The sequence below is a fragment of the Olsenella sp. An188 genome (genome assembly GCF_002160255.1).
Classification (GTDB): domain Bacteria; phylum Actinomycetota; class Coriobacteriia; order Coriobacteriales; family Atopobiaceae; genus Thermophilibacter; species Thermophilibacter avistercoris.
In genome coordinates this window covers 118,776-135,612 of sequence record NZ_NFKF01000005.1, presented here as the reverse complement: position 1 = coordinate 135,612, position 16,837 = coordinate 118,776, and the positions used below count along the sequence as shown (strand labels likewise).

General features: G+C 70.0%; 17 protein-coding genes and 1 tRNA gene. 4 read left to right on the top strand and 14 right to left on the bottom strand.

Annotation, left to right across the window (positions count from 1 at the left end; genetic code table 11):
• Positions 1-45 precede the first annotated feature (45 nt).
• The 6 genes from tig to B5F23_RS06880 form a co-directional block, all read right to left on the bottom strand.
• The gene (gene tig, locus B5F23_RS06905) at positions 46-1,404 is read right to left on the bottom strand and encodes a trigger factor (RefSeq protein ID WP_206392310.1); all 1,359 of its coding nucleotides are present in this window, start codon (positions 1,402-1,404) and stop codon (positions 46-48) included.
• Between the two features lie 52 nt (positions 1,405-1,456).
• A tRNA-Leu gene (locus B5F23_RS06900) sits at positions 1,457-1,543 on the bottom strand.
• A gap of 441 nt (positions 1,544-1,984) precedes the next feature.
• Positions 1,985-3,757: an ABC transporter ATP-binding protein gene (locus B5F23_RS06895; protein ID WP_087353091.1), complete on the bottom strand. Its 1,773-nt coding sequence runs from the start codon at positions 3,755-3,757 to the stop codon at positions 1,985-1,987.
• A gap of 120 nt (positions 3,758-3,877) precedes the next feature.
• The gene (locus tag B5F23_RS06890; RefSeq protein ID WP_206392309.1) at positions 3,878-4,273 is read right to left on the bottom strand and encodes a helix-turn-helix transcriptional regulator; all 396 of its coding nucleotides are present in this window, start codon (positions 4,271-4,273) and stop codon (positions 3,878-3,880) included.
• Positions 4,219-5,073 (bottom strand): helix-turn-helix domain-containing protein, encoded by an 855-nt coding sequence (locus B5F23_RS09990; protein ID WP_241145822.1) that lies wholly within the window; start codon positions 5,071-5,073, stop codon positions 4,219-4,221. The genes B5F23_RS06890 and B5F23_RS09990 overlap by 55 nt, the downstream gene beginning before the upstream one ends.
• Positions 5,074-5,400: 327 nt before the next feature.
• A complete protein-coding gene (locus B5F23_RS06880; RefSeq protein ID WP_087353087.1) occupies positions 5,401-5,691 on the bottom strand; it encodes a hypothetical protein in 291 nt (96 codons plus the stop codon).
• 130 nt (positions 5,692-5,821) lie between these two features.
• Here B5F23_RS06880 and B5F23_RS06875 point away from each other — a divergent pair, with 130 nt between their 5' ends.
• Complete coding sequence (locus B5F23_RS06875; RefSeq protein ID WP_087353086.1) at positions 5,822-6,382, top strand: hypothetical protein; 561 nt, start codon at positions 5,822-5,824, stop codon at positions 6,380-6,382.
• A gap of 16 nt (positions 6,383-6,398) precedes the next feature.
• Here B5F23_RS06875 and B5F23_RS06870 read toward each other — a convergent pair whose 3' ends face one another.
• The 8 genes from B5F23_RS06870 to B5F23_RS06835 all read right to left on the bottom strand — a co-directional run bounded on the left by B5F23_RS06870 (position 6,399) and on the right by B5F23_RS06835 (position 13,569).
• A complete protein-coding gene (locus B5F23_RS06870; protein ID WP_072370345.1) occupies positions 6,399-6,716 on the bottom strand; it encodes a YbjQ family protein in 318 nt (105 codons plus the stop codon).
• The gene (locus tag B5F23_RS06865; RefSeq protein ID WP_241145821.1) at positions 6,713-7,768 is read right to left on the bottom strand and encodes a sensor histidine kinase; all 1,056 of its coding nucleotides are present in this window, start codon (positions 7,766-7,768) and stop codon (positions 6,713-6,715) included. The genes B5F23_RS06870 and B5F23_RS06865 overlap by 4 nt, the downstream gene beginning before the upstream one ends.
• On the bottom strand, positions 7,765-8,586 hold the full coding sequence (locus tag B5F23_RS06860; protein ID WP_087353082.1) for a hypothetical protein: 822 nt from the start codon (positions 8,584-8,586) through the stop codon (positions 7,765-7,767). The genes B5F23_RS06865 and B5F23_RS06860 overlap by 4 nt, the downstream gene beginning before the upstream one ends.
• The gene (locus B5F23_RS06855) at positions 8,583-9,380 is read right to left on the bottom strand and encodes a hypothetical protein (RefSeq protein ID WP_087353080.1); all 798 of its coding nucleotides are present in this window, start codon (positions 9,378-9,380) and stop codon (positions 8,583-8,585) included. Before B5F23_RS06855 ends, B5F23_RS06860 begins: the two co-directional genes overlap by 4 nt.
• On the bottom strand, positions 9,380-10,330 hold the full coding sequence (locus B5F23_RS06850) for an ABC transporter ATP-binding protein (RefSeq protein WP_087353078.1): 951 nt from the start codon (positions 10,328-10,330) through the stop codon (positions 9,380-9,382). Before B5F23_RS06850 ends, B5F23_RS06855 begins: the two co-directional genes overlap by 1 nt.
• 149 nt (positions 10,331-10,479) lie before the next feature.
• Entirely contained in the window at positions 10,480-11,181 is a 702-nt protein-coding gene (locus B5F23_RS06845) for a response regulator transcription factor (protein ID WP_087353076.1), read from the bottom strand.
• A gap of 71 nt (positions 11,182-11,252) precedes the next feature.
• Positions 11,253-12,968 carry an ABC transporter ATP-binding protein gene (locus tag B5F23_RS06840; RefSeq protein ID WP_087353074.1) on the bottom strand — a complete coding sequence of 572 codons (1,716 nt, stop codon included), beginning with the start codon at positions 12,966-12,968 and terminating at the stop codon, positions 11,253-11,255.
• Between the two features lie 208 nt (positions 12,969-13,176).
• Positions 13,177-13,569 (bottom strand): LytR/AlgR family response regulator transcription factor, encoded by a 393-nt coding sequence (locus tag B5F23_RS06835; protein WP_158096142.1) that lies wholly within the window; start codon positions 13,567-13,569, stop codon positions 13,177-13,179.
• 282 nt (positions 13,570-13,851) lie between these two features.
• Here B5F23_RS06835 and B5F23_RS06830 point away from each other — a divergent pair, with 282 nt between their 5' ends.
• From B5F23_RS06830 to B5F23_RS06820, 3 genes are read left to right on the top strand one after another with little or no spacing between them, the layout of a single operon-like run.
• Positions 13,852-15,003 (top strand): ABC transporter substrate-binding protein, encoded by a 1,152-nt coding sequence (locus B5F23_RS06830; protein WP_241145820.1) that lies wholly within the window; start codon positions 13,852-13,854, stop codon positions 15,001-15,003.
• Positions 15,004-15,052: 49 nt separating this feature from the next.
• Positions 15,053-16,000, top strand: a complete 948-nt coding sequence (locus B5F23_RS06825; protein ID WP_087353071.1) for an ABC transporter permease — start codon at positions 15,053-15,055, stop codon at positions 15,998-16,000.
• Complete coding sequence (locus B5F23_RS06820; RefSeq protein WP_087353069.1) at positions 16,000-16,836, top strand: ABC transporter permease; 837 nt, start codon at positions 16,000-16,002, stop codon at positions 16,834-16,836. The genes B5F23_RS06825 and B5F23_RS06820 overlap by 1 nt, the downstream gene beginning before the upstream one ends.
• The last annotated feature ends 1 nt before the right edge of the window (position 16,837 follow it).

The following is a 16,837-nucleotide window of genomic DNA, read 5'->3' as shown; positions in this document are numbered from 1 at the left end:
CGAGCGGCGTGCTCGTCCGGGGCGCACGTTGCCATGGGTGCGGCGCTACTCGGCGTCGGCGTCCTCGGACTTCTCGCCCTCGGCCTTGGCGCGCTCGGCAACCTCGTCCACGACGTTCACCTTGGCGTTCTCGACGAGCCAGTCGAGGGCCTTGGTGCGGCGGATGGAGTCGCGGATGGCCGGCAGGCGACCCTCGTCCTTCCACTGCTTGATGGAGGCGTCGACGTCCTCGACGCCGGCGCGCTCGAACTCGGCGCGGACGTCGTCCTCGGTGGCCTCGACGCCGAGCTTGGCGGCCAGGGCGTCAAGCGCGAGGGACTGGCGGGCGCGCTCCTCGGCCTGGACGCGCAGGTCGGCGATGAAGTCGTCGGACTTCAGGCCGCGGGCGCGCAGGAACATGTCGAGGCTGACGTTCTGGCGCTGCAGCTGGGCGAGGAACTCGGAGGCGAGCTCGTTGAAGATCTCGTTCTGGTAGGCCTCGGGCACGGTCTCGAGGTCGAGCAGCTTGCCCACGGCCTCGACGACGCGGTCCTCCTTGAGGTTGGGGATCGTGGTCTTCTTGTCGCCCTCGATCTCCTCCTTGACGGCCTCGCGGAAGGCGGCGACGTCGTCGTAGCCGTACTTCTTGGCGATCTCGTCGGTGAGCTCGGGCTTGACGGCCTTCTTGATGGCGTTGAGCGTCACCTTGACGGAGAAGGTGTGGGAGTGGGTCTCGCCCTCGTGCTCGTGGGTGCGGGTCCACTCGATGGCCTTCTCCTCGCCCTTCTTCATCCCGACGATGCCCTCCTGGAGCTGCTCGGGAATCTGCTGGCCGTCGAGCGCGAGCATGCGGTTCTTGCCCGCGAGGTGGCCGGCGCCCTCGACGTTCTCGATGTCGACGGAGACGATGTCACCGGGGACGACCTCGCGGTCCTCCTCGACGTCCTCGTAGGTCACCTGGTAGGAGAGCAGCTGGTCGATCTGCCAGTCGATCTCGGCCTCGGTGGCCTCCTCGGGCGGGAGGTTGATCTCGGGGGCGTCGTAGGAGGTGAGCTCGGCGGCCGGGCGCACGCCGATGGTGGCGGTGACCACGTAGTCGGCGCCCTGGGCGGCGAGCTCGGGGTCGGCGCCCTCGGGGCCAAAGCTCACGCGGCCCACCGGGGTGACGTCGAGCTCCTCGAGCATCATGGGCTCGACGGCGGCGAGCAGGTCGTTGGTGGCCTGGGCGAGGACGGCCTCGCGGCCGATGATGCCGTCGATCACCGGGCGCGGGGCGTGGCCGCGGCGGAAGCCCTGGAAGTTGTACTTCTTGGCGATGTCCTTGTAGGTCCTGGCGATTGCCTTGTCGACGTCGGCGGCGGCGACGGTGACCTCGGCGGCCAGCTTGTCGTCGACGGGCTTCTCAGCGGTGACGGTGATCTTCAACGTTCCTCCAGTGTCTCGTGCCCGGCGGGATGCCCCGCCATCTTGCCTTGCGTGGTGCGGGCGAAAGGACTCGAACCTTCACGGGGTCTCCCCCACTGGAACCTAAATCCAGCGTGTCTACCAGTTCCACCACGCCCGCGGGTTTCACAGCCTTTGAATCATAGCAAACTTCTACATGGTACCCACATCTCGGCAGATAATTCACGCGCGGCGAGAAGAACCGGCGCTCCGGGGAGCGCGTCCGCGCCGGGCGCCGTCCCGGCTCAAGTCGCGCCCGGCCGGGGCCCGCGCGTCCGCGCCGGGCGCCGTTTTGCCCCAAACCATGCCCGATTGGGTGCGATGTCTGATATGGCGAGAAGAACCGCGCGCTCGCTACCTGGGTTTTTGCCGCCTGGGCATCAAAAGACGCACCCAATCGCACGGCTTTTCTCGCCAGCCCATCAAACATCGCGCCCAATCGCACGGGGTTCGCGGCACGGGAGGCGCTTCCAGAGACGCGGGGGCCTGGGGCCCGGGCCGGAGTCGGGGTGCTCCGTCCACCTGGGGTGCACTCCGCGCGCTGCCGGACGCCCCCGCCGCGCTAGCCCCTCCCGGCGTCCGCGCCCTTCTCGCCGTCCACGTAGTAGGCGGCCTGGGCCTCCCACATCCTCGCGTAGAGGCCGCCGGCGGCGAGAAGCCCCTCGTGGGAGCCCGTCTCCACGATCCGCCCGCCGTCGAAGACGACGATTCGGTCGCAGAAGCGGCAGCTGCTCATGCGGTGCGAGATGTAGATCGCGGTCTTGCCGGCCACCATCCGGTCGAAGCCGGCGTAGACCTCGGCCTCGCTGATGGGGTCGAGCGCGGCGGTGGGCTCGTCCAGGATCACGACCGGAGCGTCCTCGTAGAGCGCGCGGGCCAGCATGAGCCGCTGGGTCTCGCCGCCGGAGAGCGTCACGCCGTCGTCGTCGACGTCCTGTCCCAGGTAGGTGGCCAGGCCTCGCGGCAGCGAGCGCGCCTTGTCGAGCAGGTCGGCCTGCGAGAGCGCCGCCTCCAGGCGGGCGGTGTCGCCGCCCGCGGAGTCCCAGGCGCAGGCCACGTTGTCGGCCAGCGGTATCGAGAAGACCGCGGGGTCCTGGAAGACCACCGCGAGCTCCGCGAATAGGGCCTGCCGGTCGAGCTCGCGCACGTCCACGCCGTCGATCGCGACGCGCCCGGAGGTGGGCTCGACCAGGCCGCACGCGAGCTTCACGAGCGTCGTCTTGCCGGCGCCGTTGGGGCCCACGAGCGCGACCTTCTCGCCCGCGCCGATGGTGAGGGTGAGGTCGTGCAGCGCGTCCTTCTCGCCGTCGTAGGAGTAGCAGACGTGGTCGAAGGAAATCTCGTGGGCGCGCCCGGCCGTGGGCAGCGCGGCCACGGACCGCGGCCGGGGCTGGCACGAGCGCTCGAAGGCGCGCCAGGCGCTGACCTGCGAGCTCTTCTGCACCATGCGGGTGAGGGCGTCGAACAGGCCGCTCATCCACGCGCCGAAGCCGCCAACCATGCCCACGAGCAGCGCATAGGCCACGGCGTCGCGCGCCAGCGAGCACGCCACCGAGACGAGCCCGGCGACCTCCTCGTCGCGCCACTGGCCGGCCCAGACGCGGCGAACGCGCTCCGTGACGGCGTCGAGCTCGCCCGACATGATGGAGCGCATGCGGTAGACCAGCACGTCCTTGGCGCTTCTCGGCGAGAGGGCCTCGCCGACGAGGTGGTCGTACTGCCCCAGGGAGACCAGCTCCTCGTCAAGGCGCGCGGGCTCGCGGCGCTGGCGGACCACCGCGGCCACGACGGCGGGCACGGACACCGCCACGAGGAAGGCGAGAAGCGCCGGGCGGCCCCAGCCGACGATGACGCCGTAGGCCAGGACGCCTCCCAGGTTGGTGAGCAGGTCGAAGAGCCCCGCGAGCAGCGCCTCCGAGCCGCTGTCGGGACCGTTGAAGAAGCAGGTCTGGCAGGCGCCCAGCCCCTGCTTGGCTTCCTCGGTCTGGAGGTAGTCGTAGTCCGCGGTCAGGACGGCGGAAAGGTAGCTGCCCATCAGCGCGGTGCGCACGTTGCCACAGGCGCCGCGCCGGTGGTTGCCCGACCACGCCTGGCCCACGCGGGCGAGCTGGTAGGCGGCCACGTAGACGGCCAGAAGCGCGAGCGCGGCCGGCGCGGGCAGGCCGCTCGCGAGGATTCCCACCACGAAGCTGGGAAGCGCCGCGCCCAGGAAGGGCAGCGCGACGCCGAGCGCCACGCCGGCCGCGCACACTGCCACCGCGCCCCAGCCAAGGTGGCTGCGCATGGCGCGCAGCGCGTAGGCGACGTTGCTTGCTGTTGAGAAGCTCTTGCTCATGTGCACTCACATCCCTTCGTCCGAGAATGTGATACCGCCCCGGGGCGGGCGGCGGGGCGCGTGCGCACGAGTTGCGCGTTATTTCACGCGAGTTGTCGCGGTGACGGCGGGCGCGAGGGGCTACGACAGCATGAAGCGCGACAGGTCGCGGCGGCGCGTGATCCCGAGCTTTCTCAGCGCAGCGGAGACGTAGCCCTTCACGGTGTTGGGCGATATCCCCATGTGCGCTGCGATCTCGGCGTTGCTCCACCCGCGCGCCGCGAGCATGCAGGTCGCGAACTCGGTGGTGGTGAGGTTGTCGGCCACGTCGTCGCCGGTGGCGGGGTTGTGCACGCGCCTCCATCCCGCGGAGAAGCGGTAGGTGATGTCGATGATGCGGCGGAAGTCGTCGGGCCAGGCGGGCTTGATCGCCGCCTCGAGCATACCGCCGAGGAGGCCGTGGTGCTCGGCCAGCGGCTCGATCAGGCCGTCGGGGCGGGCGAGCTCCCAGGCAGCGAGCAGGTGGGCGCGCGCCACGTCGGGTCGCCTGAGGGCCATGTCCGACATGACGGCGACGAGGTGCAGGTAGATGGCCGGGATGGGATAGACGTCCCCCATCCCAGAAGGGCGGTCTCGGCCACGCCGAGGCTGCGCGCATGGTCCCCGGACAGGTAGGCGGCGTGCGCCTGCACGTAGAAGGCGAAGGCGCGCAGGCCCGGCGGCAGGAGGGGCATGACCTCGCGCGCCTCGGGCACGGGGTCGGGCGCGGGGAGGTGCAGCAGCACGCTCGCCGCCTGCGCGACGAAGCCCTCGGCGGCCCGCAGCCGCGGGTCCCTCTCGGACGCCTCCGCCACGGCGCCGCGCACGGCCTCGAGCGCTCCGCGCGTCCGATCGATCCTGCCGAGCGGGAGGTTGGCGTAGGCGCAGATGAGGTTGGCTGAGAGGCGGACTCCGAGGTCCTCGCTGCCGAGGTGGGGTTCGGCGGCGGCAAGGGCCTCGTCGGCGAGGCCGGTGAAGTAGGCCAGCTCGGCACGGGCGATGTCCCGGCGCGCCCCGTCGGCGAGGCCCTCCACCACCGCCCGGGCGCCACCGGGGGCGAAGGGCGTGTTCATGAGCGGCATGAGGCCGCCCATCGAGGCGCTAGCCGCCCCCTGCCCGCGGTCCGCCGCCGACCCGCCGCAGCGCAGGTCGCGCGGCTTGGGAGCGTCCGCCGGTATGCGCCACGAGCCGGAGAACTTCTCGGCGCCATCAACGCGACCGCGCGCGCAGTAGCCCTGCACGAGGCGCGCGGTGACGCCCCAGCGACGGGCGGCCTCCGCGACCGTGATGTAGTCCATGCGGCCCCCTCCGTGTTTTTTCCTCGGCCAGCATATCACGTGGGGCGCGACGGGCCGGCAACCCACGCGACGCCGTTGCGGCCCCTATGGGAGGGGCGACCGCGCACACCTTTCCTTTTTTGGGGTGCCGCTCGCCAAAATGAGAGGGTGTGCGCGGTCGGCGACGGCGCACTCCGGCCGAACGGCCCGCCCGTCGCCAAGCGAGGCGGACGCGCGGCAAGAAAGCCCCGGCTTGCGTGCTCTGGGGGTCGCGGATTTGCGCGCGTCCCGCGCGCAGCGAGCGGCGTCTGCCCAGCTGGGCGAGACGCACCCCGCGTAGAATGTACGTTAGCTGTGAGAGACCCCTCCGCGAGCGCGGAGGTAGCGGGCCACGGCAACCGCGGAGAACGCGCTCGCCCACGCGAACAGCCCGATCGCGACGTAGAGCCAGCCCTCGGCCGTGTCGAGCACCGTCGAGGCTTCGGCGGTCGCGTTGCCGGCGATCACCGCGAGCAGCGTCGCCGCGACCAGCAGGTAGCTCGCGGCCACAAGCCCCAGCGTGCGCGCGGACGGACGGCTGAGCGTGGCGGCGACCACGGGCAGAGCGAGCGCGGGGACGGCGAGGGCGAAGGGCAGCATGGGAGTCTCCTTTCCGGCGATCACCCTCACTATACCCCGCACCCGCCCCCCATCGGCGGTTCGGCAGGCGGGGGCGGAGGCTCGGCAAGTGCGATAATGGCGCGCGAGCACACGCGCGGAAGGGAGCCGCATGCAGCCCATCAATGCCAGGCCCTTGCCGGACGACCGGCACGCGTGCATCCTCTGGCTGTCGCGCGCGGGCTTCGTGCCCGGGGCGGACGGCAGCCCCGTCGAGGCCGAGCCCTCCCCCGCCTCCGCCGCCGCGCGCGTGGCCGAGGGGCTCCTCTCCTCGCGCCTCTTCCCGCCGGGGCGCCACGGTGCCGGCATGAGCCGGCTGCAGGTCAGCGAGATCTGCTCGCTCCGGCACGGGCTCGTGGTCGGGCCCGACATGAAAAGCGTCGCCGCCCTCCACGAGGCCATCGTGCTCGTCACGCCGCTCGCGGACGGCCGGCTGCCGGGCGTCGTCGCCGATGCGCTCACGCGGTTCGGCCCGCACGACCTTACGGGCTCCACCGTGCTGCTGGTCGTGACGCTCGCGGACAGCACGGGGGAGCCCGGCGAGGCGCTTCTCGCGGACCTGCGCTCCGTGCTGCCCGGCGCGGCGATCGCCGATCCCGTCGCCCTTCTCGGCACGACGGAGGACGAGATGGCGCCTCAGCTCGAGCCTCGCCTCGACGAGCTCGTCCGCTAGGCCCGAGTCGCCCGCCCTAGGCGCGGCGCAGGCGCACGGCCGTCCCCGAGCAGCAGGTCATGATCATGCCCTCGAAGGTCTCGTAGCCGATGCTCGCGCCCACGACGGCGTCGGCGCCGAGCTGGGCGGCGCGCTGCTGCATCTCGTCGAGCACCTCGTTGCGGGCCTGCTGGAGCTCCTCCTCGTAGCCCGCCGAGCGCCCTCCGAAGACGTTCCTGATCCCTGCGCCGAGGTCGCGGAACATGTTGATGCCGCTCACGGCCTCGCCGGTGACGATGCCCAGGTACTCCACGATCTGGTGCCCCTCGACGGAGTTGGTGGTGGTGACGATCATCGCGTCTCCTCTCTCGACGATGCGAAGGGGCCGTCCCCTCGCATCGCTAGCGTAATGACAAGGGCGGCGCCGTCGAGGCGAGCCGAGAGCCGCATCCCCTGGGCGGCGGCGAGCTGGGCGGCAACGGCGAGCCCGAGGCCGGAGCCGGCCGTCGCGCGCGAGGCGTCGGCCTGGTAGAAGCGCTCGAAGAGCCGATCGGCGTCGATGGCGCCGGGGTCGGCGACCGGGTTGGAGAACTCCACGTCGACGCGGTCCCCCTCGCCCGTCGCCACCCGCACGGAGAGCGGCCCGCTCCCGTGCCTCAACGCGTTTGCCACGAGGTTCTCCGCGATGCGCGAGAGCGCGTCGGGGTCGGCGAGCACCGTGGGCGCGGGGTCGCGCACCTCGAGCGCGGGCTCCCAGCCACGCGCCTCGAACTCGGGATAGTGGCCCAGGAGGACCTGCTCGAGCAGCGGGCGCAGCGCGACCGGCCCCAGCTCGAGCGGGGTGTCCGGGTCGGCGGCGCGCGCGTAGGAGAAGAGCTCGTCGAGAAGCCCCGACATCGCCGCGAGACGGGCGTCTGCCGCGGCGAGCTGGGCGTCCTTGCGCCCGGGATCGGCCTCCTCGCGCGCGAGCTGCAGATAGCCACGGGCCCCGGTGAGCGGCGTCCGCACGTCGTGGGAGAGCGCGGAGAGCCCTCGGGAGAACTCGTCGGCTGCCCGCAGCGCCTCGACGCGCTCGGCGTCCGCCGCGTCGAGCTCGGCGTTCACGGCATCCACGAGGCCCACCATCCCGGGCAGGCGACTGCCGCAGGTGAGTCGCGCGTTGCTCGCGCGCTCGCGGCTCACGAGGAAGCGCGACTGTCGGGCGAGCTCGCTCGCGTAGCACGCGAGCACGAAGAGCGCGCCAAACCCCATGCCGAGCGCGATGGCCACCACGAGCACGAGTCCCTCTGCCATGCGAAACCTCTCCACGACACGTCCCAGCCATTCCATCCTAGAGCCTGCGAGCAGCCATTCCGCCACCGAGTAGAGCCAGTGGTAGAGCGGCTCGAGGAGCGCGTCCGGGCTCATGCCACGTCACGCCTCGAGCCCACGGCGGCCGAGAGCGCCGCGCACGCGAGGCAGAGCGGCGCGCAGACGACGAGCGCGCGGAGGGCCGGGGCCACGCCGGTCGAGTCGGCGGCGAGCATCGCGGCCGCGCCCTGCTCAATCGAGCGCATCGTGACGTAGGGCGCCCACGCCAGCGCCGCCTCCAGGGCAGGTCTCCAGCCAAGGCCGAACATGTTGCTCACGAGCAGGAGGAACGAGAAGAACCCCTGCTCGAACACAGCCGAGAGCAGCAGGAAGGCGACGATGAACGCTATCGCTCGGCTGCGCGTGAGCTGGCCCACGAGCAGCACGACGAATGCGTAGGCGCACGCCACGAGCCATCCCTCGACCGCCCAGACAACAATCTGCCAGAGCGGCTCGACGTTTGCCACCGGGCGCATGGTCACGAAGGCCCCGACGCCGCTGAGGGCGAGGTAGGCGAGCAGGGCAGCGCCCGAGAGGATGACTGTGAGCAGGCACTTCTCGGCAAAAAAGGCGCTGCGCCCACGAAGTGACGAGAGGAGCGTGCGGTCAAAGCCGGAGTCCGAGTCGGCGGTCGAGAGATGCGCGGCCACGAATGGCGCGACCATGACAGCGAGCCCGATGCTCGTGCCGCGACCGGCGAGGCGGAGGGCGCCGGAGCTCGTAGTGAGGCCGTCGTAGACGACCCCGGGCTCGAGCGGCCACCAGATCGTGAAGACGGCCGAGCCCAGGGTGGCGAGCGCCACGAGCGCGAGCACCGCCCACGGCCATCGCGAGCGGGCCACACGGTAGAGGTCGGACCTGAGCAGGGCGATCATGCGACATCCCTCCTTGAGACGAGCAGCGCGTCGGCGGCGACGGTCGCCACGATGGTCGGCAGGCAGACGACGAGCGCTCGGACGGCCGGCGCCAGGCGCACCGCGTTGTCCGCCGAGAGGAGCGCCCCGGCGCCCTCGCCGATGGCGCTGACGACCTGCGCGGGCAGCCACGGGGCAACGGCGGCGGAGAAGTCGAGGAAGCTGCCCCCGGCAAGGTAGCAGAGGGCGTCGATCCCCACGACGACGCCCCCCTCGAGCACGCCCGTGGACGCGAGGACCGCAAAGCCCATGGTCACCGCCTCGCTGCGAGTGAGGTGCGCCACGAGCACGGTGAGCACCGCGTAGGTCGAGCCCACGAGCCAGTTGCAGCCAAACCAGACCGCCACCTGCCACGCGGGCTCGGGAGCGAGGACGGGCACGCCGGAGACCGGCACGGCAATAAGCCCCAGCACCAGCGCGACGACCAGCATGGCCATGGCGAGAAGGACCGAGAACGCGCACTTCTCGACAAACCACGCCACGCGCCCGCGGCGGCTCAGCGAGGAGAGGACCGAGCGGCCAAAGCCGATGTCATTCCGGTCGCTGCACACGATCGCCGCCATGACGGAGGAAAGAATCTCGATGCCGCCGAGGCTCAGCGCCGACCCGGTGAGGCTGTCGAAGGCGACGGGGCCCATGCTCGTCCAGCGCATGAGCAGGGCGGGAGCGAACGTCAGGAGCGCCATGAGGGCAAGGATCACCCAGGCCCAGCGGGAGCGCACGACGCGATAGGCGTCCGCGCGCAGCAGGGCCATCATCGGGCCTCACCGTCTTCAGCGTGCGAAGGTGCCTGTCCCTTTTGCACGCCCATGAGCTCGACGAAGTACTCCTCGATGTCGCGCTCGACGGTCGCGAGCTCGCGGACCTCGACGCCGGCCGAGAAGCACGCGGAGCTCACCTCGTCGAGCGAGGAGCCCGTGACCACGAGGGCACCGTCGGGCTCCGCGCGGAAGGCGGCGGACGGGAGCGCCTGCTCGAGGAGGGCCAGGCCGCGCTCGGGGCGGGCGAGGCGCACGCGCACGGAGCTGCCGCAGCGCTCGTGGAGCTCCACGTCGGTGAACTCCGCGGTGAGGCGACCCGCGGAGATGACGCCGAAGCGCGTGGCCACGCGGTCGAGCTGGTCGAGGACGTGGCTCGAAATCACGACGGTGACCCCGTGCTCGTGGTTGAGCCGCACGAGGGCGAGGCGCATGGCGCGCGTGGCCTCAGGATCGAGGCCGTTGAACGGCTCGTCGAGCATCAGCAGGTCGGGCGCGCCCACAAGCGCGAGCGCGAGCCCCAGGCGCTGCCGCATGCCGAGCGAGTAGGCCTTCACGCGGCGGTGGTCGCACGGGTCGAGGCCGACGAGCGCGAGCAGGTCGTCCGCAACGGCGCCGGCGTGCGTGAGGCCGAGGGCGAGGGCCTTGGCAACGAGGTTGTCTCGGGCGGTGAGGCTGGCCAGGACGCCGGGGCTCTCGATGAGGGCACCGATGCGCGAGAAGCCCTGCGGGGTGGCGCCGCCGCCCACGGGGTCGCCGAAGAGGACGACCTCGCCGGCCGTGGGGCGCGCCAGGCCGCAGACCATCTTCATCGTGGTGGACTTGCCAGAGCCGTTCCTGCCCACGAAGCCGTAGATGTCGCCCGCGGCGACGGTCATGTCGAGGCCGTCGACGGCAAGCTTGCTCCGGTAGCGCTTGGTGAGGCCGTGCGTCTCTATGACGTTCACGCTCGCTCCTTTCCTGAGGGTGCCCCCCATGATGGCGGGCGACCCTTCAGAAACCGTGAGCCAAGTCTAAAGAATGATTGAAGATGTCGGTGGGACGGGACCCGTCGCGTCGGTCGCGCCCGGGGCGGGCCGTCGCAGCCCCAGGCCCCTCACGCGAGCTTGAAGCCCATCCCCCAGACGGTCCTGAGGTACGCGTCGGTGCCGGTGGCGCGCAGCTTTGCGCGGATGTTCGACACGTGGACGGCGACCGTCGAGTCGTCGCCGGCAAAGGGCTCGCCCCACGCCAGCTCGAAGAGCTCCGCCTTGGAGAAGACGCGCCCGGGCCTGCGAACGAGCGTCTCGAGGATGTTGAACTCGATCCGGGTGAGCGCGGGCGCGCCGCCAGGCTCGCCGCCCTCCCCGGGGGCCACGACCAGCGTGCGCGCCTCGGGATCGAGCTCCCAGCGGCGCCAGCGCAGGGCCGTGCCGCCGGTCGCGGCCGGGGTGCCATGATGGCGCAGCTGCACCTCCACGCGCGCGGCGAGCTCGTCGAGGTCGAAGGGCTTGGGGAGGTAGTCGTCAGCGCCGAGGCGCAGCAGCCCGACACGGTCCGCCGGCGCGGTGCGCGCGGAGATCACGACGATGGGGGTCGATGCGCCACGACCGCGAATCAGCCCCACGAGCTCCTCGCCCGTGACCCCGGGGAGCATGAGGTCACAGACGACCACGTCAAAGGCCGAGGGGCCCTCGAGCAGCATGCGCGCCTCGGAGCCGGAGAACGCCTGGGTCACCACGTGCCCGTCGCGTGAGAGCCGCGTGGTCACGACGTCGTTGATCGCGCCGTCGTCCTCTATCACCAGTACCTGCGCCATGCGGCGGGCCTCCCGTCTGCGGGACGATTGCGGTAGTCCCGTGCAAAAGTGCCTGTCCCTTTTGCACGATTCTATCCGCTCACCGTGAAGAGCGCGTAGAAGTACCCGCGGGCGGCCATGAGCTCGTCGAAGGTGCCGCGCTCGACCACGCGCCCGTCGCGCAGGGCCACGACCTCGTCGTAGCGCGCGAGCAGCGACGCCTCGAGGCGGTGCGTCACCACCACGCGCGTAAGCCCCTCGAGGCCCAAGATCTCCTCGCCCACCGCGCGAGCCGTCTGGTTGTCGAGCGCCGCCGTGGCCTCGTCCACCAGAAGCACCGGCGTGCGTCGCAGAAGCGCCCGCGCAATCGACACGCGCTGCCGCTCGCCGCCGGAGAGCAGCGCGCCGTTCTCGCCGCAGCGGAAGTCAGCGCCCTTCTCGGCCACAAGCTCCGCAAGGCCGGCACGGCGCACGGCGTCGTCCACCGCCTCGTCCGGGAAGTTGCGAAACATCGTGACGTTGGCGCGAATCGTGTCGTCAAAGAGGAAGACGCTCTGGTCGATGAGGCTCACGAGGTCGTAGAGGCTGCCGGCCTCCACGTCGCGCAGCTCGTGGCCGTCGATCGCAATGGACCCCTCGTAGCCGTCGTAGCCGCCCATCAAAAGGTTGAGCAGCGTGGACTTGCCGGACCCGGAGGCGCCCACCACCGCGTAGCTGCGCCCGGCTGCAAACTCCAGGGAAACGTCGCGCAGCACGGGCTCGCCGGGCACATAGCCGAAGGTCACGTCGGAGACCTCGATGCCCCGCTCAAGTCGCGGCTCGATCTTCTCGCCCGCGCGCTCCGCGTTCTCGCGCGTGGCAGCAGCCAGCTTCTTAACCAGGCCCGCGGCGGCCTGGCGGCTTGCCCAGTACTGCGGCACGATGTTGATGGGCTGGATGAGGTAGTTGCATAGGTTCACGAAGATGAGCACGGTGCCGGCCGTGATCTGCCCCTCGATGGCGAGCCACGCGCCGATGAAGAACACGCCGAACTGCAGCACCATCGAGCACAGGTTGCTGGAGACCGCCGTGATCAGGCAGTCCCACCAGTAGCGGGCGCGCTTTGCCTCCTCGGCCGTCCCGCTCGCCACGTCAAAAAGGCCACGCGCCTGCGCCTCGGCCTTGAGGCTCTTGATGACGGAGAACCCGGCCAAGAGGTCGCGCAGCTCGGAGACGAAGGCCTCGTTGCGGTCGGACACGGCACGCTCGCGGACGGTGAGCTCGCGGCCCATGAGCACGGACGCCACGAGCGGCAGCAGCGAGAGCACCACGGCCGCCAGCGTCAGCGGCACGCTGTAGAAGAGCATCATCGCGAGCGTGCCTACGAAGAGCAGCACGTGATATATCAAAATGAACGACCGCTTGAGATAGCCCTCCTCGATGGAGGCCACGTCGTTGGTGAGCAGGCTGAGGTAGCTGCCCGTGTTCTCGCGCGAAAAGGCGCGGATGCTCTTCTCGGAGAGCCGCCTGAACGCCAGCGACTTGTAGTTTACGAGCGCTCGGCACACAAAGTCAGACTTGGCGCGGTACATGCCAACGCTGATCGCAAACGCAACCACCGTGAACACGATGCCAAAGGCGAGAAGAACCTGAAGCCGGCCGAGGTCGCCGGTGGAGATGACGTCGATGATCTCTCCGAGCAGCCACGATCCGATGAGCGCCGACGGGATGTCAAGCACCGTGAGCACGAGCGCAGCCACAAAGCGGGCGCGGTTGTGGTCGTAGAAGGCGCGGAAGTACTCCCGCGCGGCAGGTGTGATGGATGTCATGTCTCTCCCCTGTTCAAACGAAACCGGTATGTCAGGAGAGACCTAGAGCATGATGACCCTTCGCCGGGTGCAGGACGAAGCCCAGTGTACTGCAACGGCGGGCCCACCTCGGCGGCAAATGAGGGCGCGGGCGCCGCGCGGGCCCACGGCTTTCGGCGAGCGGCGCCGACCGACCGCGCCGTGCAAAAGTGACTGTCCCCTTTGCACGCTATGGTCGCCACGAGCCATGCCGCGGCCACGCCCCATCCGGCCCCGGAAAGGACCGCCCCCGGGACGTCGCCGGCTTGAGCAGGTAGGAGACCGCGTCCACGTCGTAGCCGTCGAAGACGTGGTCGATGATGCCGGTCACGAAGACGACCTGCGTGCGCTCCCCGCGCTCGCGCAGGAGCCGCGCGAGCTCCATGCCGCTCGCGCCGGGCATCTCTATGTCGAGCAGCGCCACGTCCGGGGCGCCGTCGTCGAGCGAGAAGATCAGCGCGTCGGCGGAGGCGAACGTGTCCACGCGCGCCTCGACGCCGCGCCCGCGCGCCCAGTCGCGCGCGAGGCCCGCGATGAGGTCAGCGGCGGCCCGCTCGTCGTCGCACACGGCTATCTGCAGCACGCCCTTCTCGCCCCCTCTCTCCGACCTAGCCGATAGCGCGCCTCCCGCCCGGACGGGTCGCGGCGGGAGCCCGTGCAATCCCTACGTAAGCGAACGCGCAGACTTGCGTAAGCCGACGGCACGACGAGGTCAGCGAGACGTAATGAAGCGTCAGCTTTTCGAAAGTGCGCTCCGAACGGGCGACACGGCGCGGCGAGCGTCCCATAGACTCACGCCGTGAGCAAGCCGTGCGACCGAAGCGCGGCGGACCGTTTCCCATGGCACGACCCGAAGGGAGCACCTGTGAAGAAGAGCACCACCCCCCTCGCCGGCACGCGCGCGCTCTCGCGCCGTTCCTTCCTCGGCATGGTCGGCATGGCCGGCTTTGCCTGCGCCGCCGGCCTCGGCCTCGACGGCTGCGACGACGGCAGCTCCGCCGCCGCTGCCGTCGACTACAACTCGATGAGCCTCGAGGACCTCATCGCCCAGGCGCAGGAGGAGGGCGAGATCGCCTCCGTCGGCATGCCGGACACCTGGGCCAACTGGGTGGAGACCTGGCAGGACATCGAGGCCGAGTACGGCATCACGCACGCCGACCAGGACATGTCCTCGTCCGAGGAGCTGGCGATGTTCCGCGAGGAGGGCACCGACGGCACCAAGGACATCGGCGACGTGGGCCAGTCCTGGGGCCCCACGGCCGAGGAGCAGGAGCTCACCCTCAAGTACAAGACCAGCTACTGGGACGAGATCCCCGACTGGGCCAAGGACGACGACGGCGACTGGGTCGTGGCCTACTACGGCACCATCTCCCTCATGTCCAACGACTCCACCGTCCCGAACGCCCCCACGAGCTTCCAGGACCTTCTCGACGGCGACTACAACGTCTGCGTAGGTGACGTCACGGCGGCGGCCGTGGCGCAGTACGCGGTGCTCGCCGCGGCCTACGCGCTCGGCGGCGGCATCGACGACATGCAGCCCGGCTACGACTTCCTGCGGCAGCTCGCCGAGCAGGGCCGCCTCGACGTCTCCGACGCCTCGCTCGCACGCATCGAGTCCGGCGAGATCGACGTCTGCATCAACTGGGACTACAACTCCCTCAACTACCGCGACCAGATCCTCGAGAACAACCCCAACGCGCAGTTCTCGGTCAACATCCCGTCGGACGCCTCCGTCCAGTCCGGCTACTGCACCATCATCAACAAGAACGCGCCGCACCCGGCTGCCGCCTGCCTCGCCCGCGAGTTCATCCTCTCCGACGAGGGCCAGGTCAACCTCGCCCGCGGCTACGCCACCCCGATCCGCGACGTGGAGCTGCCCGAGGACGTGGCCGCCCTGCGCCTGCCCGACGAGCAGTACGGCGACCACGTCCAGACCGTCGACGAGTCCGTCTGGAGCGGCGTGTGCCAGGACATGATCACCTGGTACCAGGAGAACATCATCCCCATCCTCGGCTAGTCACAAGAAGGAGGCAGGGCCGGGTGCCGCGGGCGCCCGGCCCACGCGTATGGAAAACACCGTCACCATCGGCGAGAAGGACGCGGCCGCCCGGGGCGCGACCGCCGCGTCGGGCTCCGGGACCGGGACCCGCGCGCAGGGCCGCGCAGGCTCCCGCAGGCGCCTCGGCTGGGTCGCCATCGTCCCGTTCTTCGTCGTCGTCGCGCTCTTCGAGATCATGCCGCTGCTGCAGCTGGCGCTCAACAGCGTCATCGGGCGCGACTCCGAGGCGTTCGGCCTCGAGAACTACGTCCGCGTCTTCACCACCCCGCTCTACCAGCAGTCCATCTGGAACAGCGTCTGGATCAGCCTGCTGTCCGCGGTGGTCGGCATCGTCGTGGCGTTTCTCGCCGCGCGCTTCGCCCACGAGGCGAGCCCGCGCGTGCGCAACGCCTTCACGATGATCCTCAACATGATGTCGAACTTCTCGGGCGTGCCCCTGGCATTCGCCTTCATGATCCTCATGGGCAACGCCGGCGTGCTCACGCTCATCGGCCAGCGCTTCGGGATCCCCTTCCTCGCCGACTTCAACCTCTACGGAGCCGACGGCCTCGTGATCATGTACATCTACTTCCAGATCCCGCTGGCCACGCTGCTGCTCATCCCCGCCTTCGCGGGCATCCGCAAGTCCTGGCGCGAGGCCGCCACGATCCTGCAGGCGTCGACCTTCGACTACTGGTTCAAGATCGTCATCCCCAACCTCATGCCGTCGATCCTCGGCACCCTCTCGGTGCTCTTCTCCAACGCGCTCGCGGCCTACGCCACCGCCTACGCGCTCGTGATGAACAACTACGCACTTCTCGCCCTGCAGATCACCTCGCGCTTCAAGGGCGACGTCCAGACCGACGCGGCCACCGGCGGCGCGCTGGCCGTGGTTCTCATCGCGCTCATGGTCGTGTGCACGCTCGTGAACAACTACTTCACGCGTCGCGCCGCCAAGGGAAGGGAGCTCGTCTGATGGCCGAGAAGAACCTGCGCACCGCGCACGCGCCCGCCCAGAGGACCTCGCTCGCCGGCAAGATCTTCCTCGGCGTCGTTGCCGCCTACCTGCTCGTCCCCTTCCTGGCGACGCTCGTGTACTCGCTGTTCGTGGAGTGGACCGACATCCTTCCGTCCGGCTTCACCCTGCGCAACTACCAGGAGCTCTTCACCAACACCGTGTTCTGGGCCTCCATCGGGCGCACGCTCGTCCTGTGCCTGGTGAGCGTCGCCATCACGATCGTGCTCATCCTGCTCGCGATGTACGTCGTCGTGGCCGTCAACCGCAAGGTCGCGCCGGTGATGCAGTTCCTCTGCATGATCCCGTACGCCCTGCAGGGCGTGATCCTCTCGATCGGCATCATCTCGCTCTACACCGGGACGGGCACGATCCTCTCCAACCGCATGTTCATGCTCTTCGGCGCCTACACGATCCTGGTGCTCCCCTACATCTACCAGGGCATCCGCAACGCGCTCAACTCCATCGACGCGGGCATGCTCATCCAGGCGGCCGAGATGCTCGGGTGCGGGCGCTTCCGCGCCTACGTGCAGGTGGTCCTGCCCAACATCCTCTCCGGCATCCTCGTCTCGAGCCTGCTCGCCGAGAGCATCATCTTCGGCGACTTCGTGCTCGCCAACAACATCGCCGGCACCAACTACCAGAACATCCAGGTGTTCCTCCAGGCGAACATGGACGTCTCGAGCGGTCTGTCGAGCGCCATCGTCGTCGTCATCTTCGTGGTGGTCGCCCTCGTGACCGCGCTCGTCCTGAAGCTTCAGGGCGCCGCCCAGAACAACGCTAAGGAGCAGGCATAAC

What these genes read in the sequence shown, in the direction of transcription:
- B5F23_RS06895 (WP_087353091.1), bottom strand. Translation starts at nt 3,757, where the DNA reads ATGAGCAAGAGCTTCTCAACAGCAAGCAACGTCGCCTACGCGCTGCGC.
- B5F23_RS09990 (WP_241145822.1), bottom strand. Translation starts at nt 5,073, where the DNA reads ATGGACTACATCACGGTCGCGGAGGCCGCCCGTCGCTGGGGCGTCACC.
- B5F23_RS06880 (WP_087353087.1), bottom strand. Translation starts at nt 5,691, where the DNA reads ATGCTGCCCTTCGCCCTCGCCGTCCCCGCGCTCGCTCTGCCCGTGGTC.
- B5F23_RS06875 (WP_087353086.1), top strand. Translation starts at nt 5,822, where the DNA reads ATGCAGCCCATCAATGCCAGGCCCTTGCCGGACGACCGGCACGCGTGC.
- B5F23_RS06870 (WP_072370345.1), bottom strand. Translation starts at nt 6,716, where the DNA reads ATGATCGTCACCACCACCAACTCCGTCGAGGGGCACCAGATCGTGGAG.
- B5F23_RS06865 (WP_241145821.1), bottom strand. Translation starts at nt 7,768, where the DNA reads ATGAGCCCGGACGCGCTCCTCGAGCCGCTCTACCACTGGCTCTACTCG.
- B5F23_RS06860 (WP_087353082.1), bottom strand. Translation starts at nt 8,586, where the DNA reads ATGATCGCCCTGCTCAGGTCCGACCTCTACCGTGTGGCCCGCTCGCGA.
- B5F23_RS06855 (WP_087353080.1), bottom strand. Translation starts at nt 9,380, where the DNA reads ATGGCCCTGCTGCGCGCGGACGCCTATCGCGTCGTGCGCTCCCGCTGG.
- B5F23_RS06845 (WP_087353076.1), bottom strand. Translation starts at nt 11,181, where the DNA reads ATGGCGCAGGTACTGGTGATAGAGGACGACGGCGCGATCAACGACGTC.
- B5F23_RS06840 (WP_087353074.1), bottom strand. Translation starts at nt 12,968, where the DNA reads ATGACATCCATCACACCTGCCGCGCGGGAGTACTTCCGCGCCTTCTAC.
- B5F23_RS06825 (WP_087353071.1), top strand. Translation starts at nt 15,053, where the DNA reads ATGGAAAACACCGTCACCATCGGCGAGAAGGACGCGGCCGCCCGGGGC.
- B5F23_RS06820 (WP_087353069.1), top strand. Translation starts at nt 16,000, where the DNA reads ATGGCCGAGAAGAACCTGCGCACCGCGCACGCGCCCGCCCAGAGGACC.